At 48.8% G+C, this 11,952-nt stretch carries 8 protein-coding genes and 1 pseudogene; 3 read left to right on the top strand and 6 right to left on the bottom strand.

The window, feature by feature from the left end:
• The first annotated feature begins 3 nt into the window (after positions 1-3).
• On the top strand, positions 4-183 hold the full coding sequence (locus ACO6UX_RS01220) for a helix-turn-helix transcriptional regulator (protein WP_422444100.1): 180 nt from the start codon (positions 4-6) through the stop codon (positions 181-183).
• Here ACO6UX_RS01220 and ACO6UX_RS01215 read toward each other — a convergent pair.
• Complete coding sequence (locus tag ACO6UX_RS01215) at positions 175-1,341, bottom strand: tyrosine-type recombinase/integrase (protein WP_422444098.1); 1,167 nt, start codon at positions 1,339-1,341, stop codon at positions 175-177. The two genes, ACO6UX_RS01220 and ACO6UX_RS01215, sit on opposite strands and share 9 nt — an antisense overlap.
• Before the next feature lie 408 nt (positions 1,342-1,749).
• Between ACO6UX_RS01215 and ACO6UX_RS01210 the strand changes: the two genes are divergently transcribed.
• Complete coding sequence (locus tag ACO6UX_RS01210; RefSeq protein WP_422444096.1) at positions 1,750-2,658, top strand: hydrogen peroxide-inducible genes activator; 909 nt, start codon at positions 1,750-1,752, stop codon at positions 2,656-2,658.
• Between the two features lie 17 nt (positions 2,659-2,675).
• The gene (gene recG / locus ACO6UX_RS01205; protein WP_422444094.1) at positions 2,676-4,760 is read left to right on the top strand and encodes an ATP-dependent DNA helicase RecG; all 2,085 of its coding nucleotides are present in this window, start codon (positions 2,676-2,678) and stop codon (positions 4,758-4,760) included.
• Between the two features lie 34 nt (positions 4,761-4,794).
• Here recG and ACO6UX_RS01200 read toward each other — a convergent pair whose 3' ends face one another.
• The 5 genes and pseudogenes from ACO6UX_RS01200 to ACO6UX_RS01180 form a co-directional block, all read right to left on the bottom strand.
• Entirely contained in the window at positions 4,795-6,753 is a 1,959-nt protein-coding gene (locus tag ACO6UX_RS01200; RefSeq protein WP_422444092.1) for a hypothetical protein, read from the bottom strand.
• Between the two features lie 267 nt (positions 6,754-7,020).
• Positions 7,021-7,161, bottom strand: a pseudogene (locus ACO6UX_RS01195) (Mpo1-like protein); the annotation flags it as partial.
• Between the two features lies 1 nt (position 7,162).
• Positions 7,163-9,094 carry a hypothetical protein gene (locus tag ACO6UX_RS01190; RefSeq protein WP_422444090.1) on the bottom strand — a complete coding sequence of 644 codons (1,932 nt, stop codon included), beginning with the start codon at positions 9,092-9,094 and terminating at the stop codon, positions 7,163-7,165.
• A 269-nt stretch (positions 9,095-9,363) separates the two neighbouring features.
• Positions 9,364-9,789, bottom strand: a complete 426-nt coding sequence (locus ACO6UX_RS01185) for a DUF962 domain-containing protein (protein ID WP_422444088.1) — start codon at positions 9,787-9,789, stop codon at positions 9,364-9,366.
• Positions 9,790-9,954: 165 nt separating this feature from the next.
• Positions 9,955-11,514 (bottom strand): SulP family inorganic anion transporter, encoded by a 1,560-nt coding sequence (locus ACO6UX_RS01180; protein WP_422444086.1) that lies wholly within the window; start codon positions 11,512-11,514, stop codon positions 9,955-9,957.
• Positions 11,515-11,952: the final 438 nt, after the last annotated feature.

The raw sequence follows: 11,952 nt of genomic DNA, 5'->3' as shown, positions 1-11,952 counted from the left end.
GATATGGATAAACCACAAACAAAGTTTATTACGGTAAAAGCCATTGAAGAAGAATATGGGATATGCAGAACCTCTATCTGGAAAATGCGTAGACACCCTGATTTCCCGAAGCCGGTCGAGTTACCCATGCGGCGAGTACTGTTCCGGCGTTCAGAAATAGAGCGGTATATGGATTCAATCTAAGATGTATACTCCAATTAAGTCGAGTAGCTGGCGTTGTGCTGCTCGGCGTTGTACAAGCCTGTCACCTTTATCATAAGTCCCCTTAACTTTCGGTGGTTTGTGACCCAAGTATTTGTCACAGGTCCGAGAATCAATATCCAAAGTATCCTCTAACAACGTGGCACAAGTGCGGCGCAAATCGTGTGGTTTAAAAAACTCGAATGGTACATCAGGATTGCTGAATAATCGGTAAAGCGCAGAATTGAGCGTTGAGTGAGCCATAGGTTTTTCTGTACCCATTCTTCTGGCTGGGAAAAGGAACTCACTGTTACGGTTCATGGCGTTTAACTCCCGTATAATCTCTACAACTTCTGGTTCAAGTGGAGTACGCCTTGGTTTATCTTTAACTACTTTGCCATTGGTTTTTTTCTTGGCTTCTGTTATCCATAACCCTTGTTCTAAATCAAAATTAGATTTCTTTGTTTTTAATAGCTCTTGTTTTCGGCAGCCGAAAACCAGCAGCAATACTGAAGCAAGATATACATTCCTAGTGAAGTGTTTATTTAAATAAGGAAACACAGTGCGTATTTCATCAACCTCAAGAAAGCGTTCACCTTCTTCTAAAGTCCCTCCAGCATCCTTAATTGTAAATTTGCTGGATGGGTTGCGTGAGATTAAATCCAGTGTTTCAGCAAGACTAAAGACCTGCTTAATAACAACTAATGTTTTATTAGCCTGAGAGGGAATCGGTTTTAGCTTATCTAATACTTTTTTTATTGCTTCAGCCGAAATTCTATTAATATCCTGTTTGTGTAAAGCCTTCGCATGATCAAAGCATTTGTTGTAATTAAGTAGCGTGCTCTCTGCTATCTCTCCCTTTGCTTCTATCACCATCTTATACAACTGAGAAAACGTTTTAGTCTTTGATACATTGATGCCTGATTTCTTTTTGTCCTTAAGCTCGATAACTGCCTTTCTTGCATCATGTAAAGAAATCTCCTCGTATTTGCCTATGGTGCGCTCTGATCGCTTACCGTTTTCCAGCGTTATACGAGTTGTATAAGTTGCTGTGCCAGAAGATGAGATACGAATAATAAGGTTCGTACTAACCTGAGCTTTAGACCCAGGAACCCGAGCATCAACAAATCTTTTCAACTGTGTAGTAGTCATATACTGCATGACGTATCATCCTTTTTTATTAAATGTTTGTGAATGTTTATGGCCGTAAATTGGCGGCAAGCAATTATACCCTTGCCGCCAATTCTTGCCACCAATTAGTTTAAACAGGGGTGAAAATGGTAAACAAGTACAAACGTTTTAAAATATTAGAAAGTGTTGTAAATCAGGGGTTTAAGACGAGTACGAACGTACATAAACAAGTAAAAACAGGTCATTTATCGTCTATTGGTTGATATAATCTTCGGAAAAAACATAATGGCAATTTCGTTTATATGGCTGTATAAATTTACAGTATTATAGATGGCACGAGCATCCTTGCCAGTCTTTCAGGGCTTTCAGGAGCTGAAGGCTTGATATGAACTCAGGGCTGTTTATCGAGCTGTCTTATCAAAACAGTTGAAAATCATTATGACACTGACAGAACTTCGCTACATTGTCACCCTTGCCCAGGAGCAGCACTTTGGCAGAGCTGCCAGTAAGTGCTTTGTCAGCCAGCCAACACTGAGTGTCGGGGTCAAAAAGCTGGAAGATGAACTGGGTGTTGCCCTGTTTGAGCGAACCCGGAATGCGGTTCGTGTTACCCCAATGGGTGAATTGATCGTCAGTCAGGCCCAGAAAGTTCTGGAAGAGGCCTCGGCCATCAAACAACTGGCGAAAACCGGTCAGGATCAGCTCAGTTCTCCCCTGCGAGTGGGCGCGATCTACACCATTGGCCCTTACCTTTTTCCCCATCTGATTCCTCAACTGGCACAGTCCGCCCCCAATATGCCGCTGTATATTGAGGAAAACTTTACCGCTGTTTTGCGCAAAAAACTGCGTCTGGGTGAGCTGGATGCCATTATCATTGCCCTGCCCTTTAATGAACCGGATGTGTTAACCAGGCCGCTTTATGATGAGCCCTTCCGGGTATTGTTGCCAGGTGGTCATCCCTGGGAACGTCAGAGCGAAATTGATCCGGCTGACCTGGCCCAGGAAAAGCTGCTGCTGCTGGGCGAAGGCCACTGTTTCCGTGACCAGGTGCTGGAGGCCTGCCCGATGCTGGCCAGTAAAAAAGAGGCGGGCGATGATGGCAGTGGTATTGAAGCAACCTCACTGGAAACCATCCGACACATGGTGGCGTCGGGTATGGGGATCAGTGTGCTGCCACAGTCAGCCGTTGTCGATCATCACTACGCGCCCAATATTCTCAGCACCCGGCCATTTCGTACGCCAGCACCTGGCAGGACGGTGGCCCTGGCCTGGCGCGCCAGCTTCCCGAGGCCGAAGGCAATTGATGTGCTTTCTGATGCCTTGAGGCAGTGTTCGGTTAATCAATAAGTGGGCCTATGGTGAGTATGAACAGGTCATTACACGATATTCCGGTAACCACGTTAAAAGGCGTTGGTGATGCCCTGGCCGGGAAGTTGGCCAGAATCGGCATTGTCACTATTCAGGACCTGCTGTTTCACCTGCCAATGCGTTATCAGGACAGAACCAGGGTGACACCCATCGGCACACTTCAGCCTCAAACCGATGTGGTGATTCAGGGGAAGGTGCTGGCATCGGATATCGTGATGGGCAAACGTCGCAGCCTGCTTTGCCGGGTTGGCGACGGGTCCGGCTCCATAAGCCTGAGGTTCTTTCACTTTACCGCTGCCCAGAAAAACAACCTCCGGCATGGGGTTGAGATTCGCTGCTTCGGAGAACCCCGGCGGGGTGCTACGGGGCTTGAGATGTATCACCCTGAATATCGGGTGATCAAGGCCGATGCCCCGGCGGACGTTGAAGAGACATTAACGCCGGTCTATCCGGCTACAGAAGGTCTGACCCAACAGCGAATCCGCAGTTTGTGCGAGCAGGCATTGAAGCTGCTCGCCGATGAAAGCTCTCTGCAAGAGCTTCTCCCGGAGCAGATTCGGCAGCAATATCACCTCAGCTCACTGGTGGAAGCCGTTCGACTCCTGCATCAGCCGCCACCGGAAGAGTCGATGATACTGCTCAGCGAAGGGCGGCATCCTGCCCAGCAACGTCTGGCTTTTGAGGAGTTATTGGCCCATAACCTCAGTCTTCAGCAGCTCAGAAGGCGGGTACAGGCGATCGGAGGTTTTGCCATGCCACCAAAAAGCCGGTTAACCCAACAGTTATTGGCGCAACTTCCCTTTTCCCTGACCTCTGCCCAGCAGCGAGTGGCCGATGATATCAGCCAGGATATGGCCCTGGAAAAGCCCATGCTGCGACTGGTGCAGGGGGATGTTGGTTCGGGCAAAACCGTTGTCGCCGCCCTGGCAGCACTGCAGGCGGTGGAAAATGGTTATCAGGCCGCAGTGATGGCGCCAACGGAAATTCTGGCTGAACAACATCAGCTTAACTTCGCAAACTGGCTTAAGCCGCTGGGTATTGCCACGGCTTTCCTGTCCGGAAAAACCAAAGGTAAAAAACGTCAGGAGATTTTAGCCCGGATCGCTTCTGGCGAAGCCATGGTTGTGGTCGGCACTCACGCCCTGTTTCAGGACGATGTGATATTCCATAAGCTGGGCATGGCAGTGATTGATGAGCAACATCGATTTGGCGTTCATCAACGCCTGGCACTGCGAAAAAAAGGGGCAAAAAATGGCGGGCTGCCGGACCAGCTGATTATGACCGCCACCCCGATCCCCAGAACATTGGCCATGAGTGCTTACGCCGATCTCGATGTTTCTGTGATTGACGAGCTGCCACCGGGACGGACACCCATCAACACCGTCGTTATAGGTGACGACCGTCGTGAAGAGGTCATTAAACGCCTCAAGGCCGCCTGCCTTGAAGGACGCCAGGCTTATTGGGTATGCACGCTGATCGAAGAGTCTGAAGCATTGCAGTGTCAGGCCGCAGAAGTGACGGCAGAGCAATTGCGAGAAACACTTCCAGAGTTGTCTATAGGTCTGGTTCATGGCCGGATGAAAGCCAACGAAAAGGCGGAGGTGATGAACGCTTTCAAGGAGGGGCATCTGCACCTGCTGGTGGCAACCACCGTTATTGAAGTGGGTGTTGATGTACCCAATTCAAGCCTGATGATCATTGAAAACCCGGAAAGGCTGGGGCTGGCCCAGTTGCATCAGCTTCGGGGGCGAGTGGGTCGAGGGAATATTGCCAGCCACTGTCTGTTGATGTATCACGCGCCTTTATCCCGGCAAAGCAGGGAACGTTTACAGGTGATGAGGGATTCGAATGACGGCTTTGTGATCGCTGAAAAAGATCTGCAGCTAAGAGGCCCGGGTGAGGTTTTAGGTACCCGGCAAACAGGTCTGGCACAATTTCGGGTTGCCGATCTGGAGCGGGATCGTGACTTGCTGATGGCTGTGCGCACGGCTGCTCAGGAATTAATTCACCAGTCACCAGAAGCGGTAGAGCCGTTGGTGAATCGCTGGCTGAGCAAGGGGGAAGAGTACGCGAATGTTTGACCAGATTCAGGGGAATCCACAGCAGGTCAGTTAATTATTGGTCGGCCTCCCGTGAACCTGTATCGGGCATGATCTGCCAGAAGGAAACAACCTCTGGCACAAAAGCTTCTCCATTTTCAGGGGGCAAAACGGTGACCTTAAGACTTCGGCTGCAAGGGCTGAAGCAGAATTTCGCAATACTGTTTTCTGTTTGCAAACGAGCCCTTTCCTGCCAGCTCCCGTCTGCCGTCAACGCGAACAAAATCAGGCTGTGAGTATTTGTTTCAGGAACTACAGCCAGCAGGTAACCTTCTTGATTGAAATCTGCTTCCTTGATGGAAAAATCGATGCGTTGGCTGACCCACTCACCGGCAGGTCCACCAACAGACTTACGCTGATAGATATCCGTATGGCCCGCAGGATCATTGCAAACAATGGTTTCACCGCTGGGGCTGATTTTTGTCAGGGACTCAGCCGGAAATGTTTGTGTCCGGCACCACATTCCGGACTCCGCCTTGCGCCAGATTGTTAAGCACCACCACCTCTTTCTAATGAATTCATAAGGCTTCTCAGAAAAATGAATCATACCACCACGGCAAGGGGGGGGCTCCTGAACAGCAGGCAGCCATTGGTCGTCAGCATTTAATTCCCAGATATCCAGATCATCTTCAGTGGTGATAATCAGACAGCGACCATCGGGGCTGAAATCAGGTTGAATATCGTAATAACGACTTGGACAATCGCAGGTTTTAATAATTCTCTGTTTTTCACGCCACTGCCCTTCCGGGTCCGGGGCAAAAATGACGACAAAGAAATAATCTCGTCGAATAGAAGCGTTGTAGCAATCATCGCCGGCATCTTCAAACCATGTGGCAAAATGGCGGTTATCCGGGCTGAATAGCACTTGGAGATCAAAATCATACTCGCTCACTTTATCGCCACTGGGTGTGAGTTTCAGGTCATCATCAGGATCTTTAACAGTAATGTCACCCGTTTGTGACCAGGATTCATCGTCTGCCTTGCTCATCACCGTAATGAATGATCCACTATAAAGCACAAGATGTTTGCAGTCGGCACTGAACAGTAAATCATGATTAAGACCTGTATGAATGTTGCCTCTATTGACCCACCGGCCATCGGTACCCCGACCGAGAATAGCACCAGATTGTCCCGCTTTAATACAGACCAGTGACCTGGCATCAGGTGACAGGTACATGGAAGTCGTAAACGCTGACTGACATTGAGGAAAAACGTCACCCGTTGTCAGTTGCTGTTGCTCAACCCACGCACCATTCCGGCATTCATAAACAGACAGTAAGTGCTCTTCACCACTTTTGTAGCAAAACAATCCCATACTCCCAAAGCTTGCCGGAACGGATTGTGTGACAAATATAATATGGTCGGCATTCTGATGACTAAAACTGGTAATGTGATCGTGTTTGATTTCAGCTTTCCTGACCCAGTGACCATGCTCCAGAGCCAGAATATCACTGTAATTGTCCGCCTTCCTCTCGGTGAGGATGGGAATATGATCATGCAGATGATGGGTAAAGCGTTTAACACTTAAGCTGCCACGGGGTATAAGGGTCAGTGCTGCCCCATCAAGAATCTGCTGGCGCAAATGGCTGGCATAAAATGAGTAAAACGCCGGGCCCAGTTGCGCCGGAAAGCGTCGAACAGAAAATATAGACAACGATCTGAGGTGCTCAAGGAGTTGCTGGCTGGACTGAATGATTGCCCGGCACGAAGACTGCCTTTGCCTGGTCAGGGAGAGGAAGTACTGGACCTCTGCCAGGCCGCATGACCGCAGACGATCAGCCGTTGTCGGCGATGCTTGTGCAAAATTATTGATTTCGTTGATTGATAAATAGCTGGCGATTTTGGTGAACACTTCCTGGGATACGCGAACCCACCGGTGATCAAAGCGAGCCATATCACGGGCTACTTCAGGCTTGATTTCATTGCCCAATGTATTGATATCGGTACTGGTCTTTAACCTCATTGCAGGTGACATAATGTTAAACCCCCAAGGAGACTCAGGCAGTCAAGTATAGTCCTGCTCAAGGATGGTCAGGCACAATCTGTGAGGCAGAATCAAAAGTACAAATGTCGTACTTTTCCGCGACCAACTCTTTACATCTGTAAAAGCGACCGATAAAACAGGTGTAGACTACCTTCGATCAGATCTTGTCCAGCCAGGGTGGCTGGCAAGATGCTGAAGAGGCCATTGCCATGGTAAGGAGGGATGAGCGACAGTGGTCACCCCTTTAAAAGAAGGGATTCAATAATTGATATTGAGCTTTCTAAACAGGAAGCCCAGGCACCACAATGGCCCAATCAACAGAAACTGCAGATCCTCAAAAAATGACGGCTTTTTCCCTTCAACCTTGTGACCAACAAACTGAAAGATCCAGTGGATCAATTTATTGGTGGGATTCTTGACAAATTTGCCAAAAGGAAACCACCTCTTGCACTTCATCATCGCCATTGTCAGGGTGCCAACTGGAGACCTGAATGGTGCGGCTGCACGGGCTGAAGTAAAATTTCATAATCCAGTTTTCTGTTTGCAAGCTGGCCATTTGCAGCCAGCTCCCTTCTGCCGTCAATCCGAACAGAATCAGACTGTGCGAATCCGCTTCAGGAAGCAAAGCCAGCAAGTAACCTTCTTGATTGAAACGTGCTTTTGTGACGGAAAATTCGAAGCGTTGCCGAACCCACTCACCGGCGGTTTCACCAACAGGTTTACGTTGATAGATATCCGTATGGCCTGCAAGATCGTTACACACAATGGTTTCACCGTTGGGACTGATTTTTGTCAGGGACTTTGCCGTAAATGTTTCTGTCTGGCCCCACATACCGGACGCAGCCTTGCGCCAGATCGTTACGCTCTTCCACTCCTTTCTGATGAATTCACAGGGGTCCACAGAAAAGTGAATCTCACCACAACCGCATTGGGACTCCTCCTGAACAGCGGGTAGCCATTGGTCGTCAGTATTTAATTCCCAGATATCCAAACTATCTTGACTGGTGATGATCAGAAGCCGACCATCGGGGCTGAAATGGGGTTTGAGATGGTAGCAATTACGTGGCGACTCGCAGGTTTTTATAATTCTCTGTTTTTCACGCCACTGCCCTAGGGGGTCAGGGGCCAAAATAACGACAAAGAAATAATCTCGCTCAATAGCATCTTCAACATAATCATCGTCAAACCATATGGCAAAATGACGGTTATCCGGGCTGAATACCACTTCCAGAGAAAACTGATACTCGCTCATTTTCTCGCCATTGGGTGTGAGTTTCAGGTCTTCATAACGATCACTGACAATAATATCACCCGTTTGTGACCAGGATTCATCGTCTGCCTGGCTCATCAGCGTAAAGGATGATTCATCATAAACCACAAGATGTTTGCTGTCGGCACTGAACAGCCAGAAATGATTACGACTTGTATTAATGTTGCCTCTATTGACCCACTGACCATCAGTCCCACGACAAAGAATTGCACCCGTTCGCCCCGTGTTAATGCAGACCAGTGACCTGGCATCAGGTGACAGGTATATTTCACTAATAGACTTGAACCTGGATTGAGGAAAAACGTCACCCGTTGTCAGTTGCTGTTGCTCAACCCACTCACCATTCCTGCATTCATAAACAGACAGTAAATGCTCTTTACCACTGTAGTTGCGGTGAAAAAGTCCCGCCCACTCAACACTTACCGGTTGCGGGACAAATAAGATATGGTCGGCATACTGATGTTCAGAAATGACAAAATCATCTTGTATGATTTCAGCTTTCCTGACCCAGTGACCATGCTCAAGAGCCAGAATATCACTGTAATTCTCCACCTTCCTCTCAATGATGACGGGAATATGATCACGCAGAAGATGCCTGTAGGGTTTAAAATTTATGCTGCCACTGGGTATAAGGGTCAGTGCTGCCCCATCAAGAATCTGCTGGCGCAAATGGCGGGCATAAAATGAGTAAAAGGCCGGGCCCAGTTGCGCAGGAAAGCGTCGAACAGAAAATATGGACAACGTCCTGAGGTGCTCAAGGAGTCGCTGACTGGACTGAATGATTGCCCGGCACGAAGACTGCCTTTGCCTGGTCAGGGAGAGGAAGTATTGGACCTCTGCCAGGCCGCATGACCGCAGACGATTGCCTGTTGTCGTCGATGCTTGCCCAAAATTATTGATATCGTTGATTGATAAATAGCTGGCGATTTTGTCGAACACTTCTTGGGGTACGCGAACCCACCGGTGATCAAAGCGAGCCATATCACGGACTACTTCAGGCTTGATTTCATTGCCCGCTGTATCGACATCGGTACTGGTCTTTAACCCTGTTGCAGGTAGCATAATGTTAACCCCCCAAGGTGACTCAGGCAGTCAAGTATAGTCCTGCTGCAAGGATTATCAGGCACAATCTGCGAGGCAGAATCAAAAGTACAAATGTCGTAATTTAACTGCGATCAACTGTTTATACCTGTGAAAGTTACCGATAAAACAGGCGTTACCTGCTTTCGATCAGATCTTGTCCAGCCAAGGGGGCTGGAAAGATGCTGAAGAGGCAACCATGACAAGGGGTGGGCCCGATGAGCAGTGGTCCACCCTTCAAAAGAAGGGATTCAATAATTGATATTGAGCTTTCTAAACAGGAAGCCCAGGCACCACAATGGCCCAATCAACAGAAACTGCAGATCCTCAAAAAACGACGGCTTTTTCCCTTCAACCTTGTGACCAATAAACTGAAAGATCCAGGCGACGACAAAAATCGCAATACTGGCCTGTAAGACATAAGCTCCAAGCGCTTGAGAGATGGCTGCTGATGCGGCAAAGACAACAATCATGGCCAGCGACAGTTTATAGGAGAGCTTGAAATAGAACAGCAGGGTAACGGCCATCATCGCCCAGGTGGCAACGGGGCTGAATGCCCATAGTATACCGATAATGCTGAAAAGGATGGCTGGCACACAGATCCAGTGGATCAATTTATTGGTGGGATTCTGGTGGCTTTCGCCATATTCCGTGAACCACTGCTCGACGGTTTTCATAGCTAAGACGCCTCTTTATATTTCTTATTATTGACACCATGAGGTAATTTATCATTTGGTGCAACGGTTCTCAATTGGTGTCTGGTCAGCTATCCACGGGTATAAAGTTGCATCAATTAAAAAGCCCGGAGTTAAGTCCGGGCTCTGAGTCATGCTGGATGATAATCAGGCATTGGTAGCAACAAAGTACTTGGGATCTTCGATGACGTTCACTTCCACCAGGTTACCCGCCTTTTTCAGCAGCTTTCTGCAGTCATTGCTGAGGTGAAGCAGGTGTAGCGTCCTGCCACTGTTCATATAGCGCTCGGCCAGCGTATCAATGGCTTCCAGTCCGGAATGGTCACAGACCCTGGAGTCCCGGAAGTCGATAATCACATCTCTGTTGTCGTCTTTAGGCGAAAACTGCGTCAGAAAGTGTGTGGTGGAACCAAAGAAGAGTGGACCATGCACCTTATAAATCGTTGAGCCATCCTGGTCTTCCAGTTTTGTGATTTTGATCTGTTTGGCATGCTCCCAGGCAAAAATCAGGGCAGAAACAATAACGCCGACAATAACCGCCACAGCCAGGTCCGTCAGAACGGTCACTACCGAAACCAGCACCAGCACAAAGGCATCCCCTTTGGGCACTTTGTTGATGATTCGGAAGCTACTCCACTCAAAGGTTCCGATAACAACGATGAACATAACACCAACCAGGGCCGCCACCGGAATCATTTCAATTAATGAAGAAGCAAAGAGGATAAAGCTCAGCAAGAATAATGCCGCAGAAATACCAGACAGACGGCCCCGGCCACCAGAGTTCACATTGATCATACTCTGGCCAATCATCGCACAGCCACCCATGCCGCCAAAGAAACCGGTAACCACATTGGCCACACCCTGGCCCACACACTCCCGGTTACTGCTGCCGTGTGTTTCGGTGATTTCATCAACCATTCTCAGGGTCAGCAGTGACTCAATGATACCAATAGCGGCCAGAATCAGAGAGTAGGGTAAGATGATCGTCAGGGTTTCAAAAGTAAACGGCACTGAAGGAATGCTGAATGCCGGAAGCCCGCCCGCAATACCGGCAACATCACCAACGGTTCTGGTATCCAGATTCAAACCAAGGGCGAGAGCGGTGACCACCATGATGGCGGCCAGAGAAGAGGGAATGGCCGTGGTCAGCCTGGGCAGAAAATGGATGATGGCCATGGTTAAGGCAACCAGCCCGAGCATCAAATAGAGCTCACTGCCTTTCATCCAGGCAACATCAATAACACTATTTTCCAGGAAAGAGCCGGTTAACCAGCCGACTTCACCCTGAACACCAAACTGACTCAGCTGCGCCAGGAAGATCACGATGGCCAGACCATTTACAAAGCCAAGCATCACCGGATGGGGAACCATTCTGATGAACTTGCCGAGTTTGAATAGGCCGGCGAGCACTTGAATAATGCCCATCAGAACCACCGCCGCGAACAGGTACTGTACCCCGTGACTGGCAACCAGGCTGACCATAACCACGGCCAGGGCGCCCGTTGCTCCGGATATCATCCCCGGGCGGCCACCAATGGCAGCTGTAATCAGACCAACAAGAAAGGCGGCATATAAGCCGACCAGAGGTTCGACCCCGGCAACGAAGGCAAAGGCGACAGCTTCTGGAACAAGAGCAAGTGCTACCGTTAAACCGGAAAGAAGATCATTCTTTATGGTGGCAACGTTTCTGGCGTGGGGTTCGAACAAGTGGTGTCTCCAGTAATATATATGAGTCTTGAAAGGTGTTAACGGCATATAGGTGCCGGTATTGATTGTTTACTATTGGAGAATAGTAGAGCTGTCATATGTCTTACTGCCCGGTGGAGTATTGTGAAAAGAACCGGGAGCAAACGAGACACATGGAGTGTCGGCAAGCTGGCTGGGAGCATTGCTGCCACATTGGGACGATTGAGTATCCTGAAGCCACTTGCCGCTTTTAAATCAGGCGCAAACTATTGTCTGTTTTGTGAAGGGCATTCTAAAGAAGGGGGTTTGTAAAGGCAATGTCATGGCTCTCCCCTACATAAAGGCTATCAGCCACCCCTGCTTCGGAGTGTGGCTTAATTATAGGTATTGTCCTCAGGTTGTTACATAAAACATCTGCCGTATAATGCGCCCCACTTCCACGGACTGACCCAAACGGTC

The sequence above is a fragment of the Endozoicomonas sp. ALB091 genome (genome assembly GCF_049310265.1).
GTDB lineage: Bacteria > Pseudomonadota > Gammaproteobacteria > Pseudomonadales > Endozoicomonadaceae > Endozoicomonas.
This window is presented reverse-complemented; position numbering and strand designations above follow the sequence as displayed.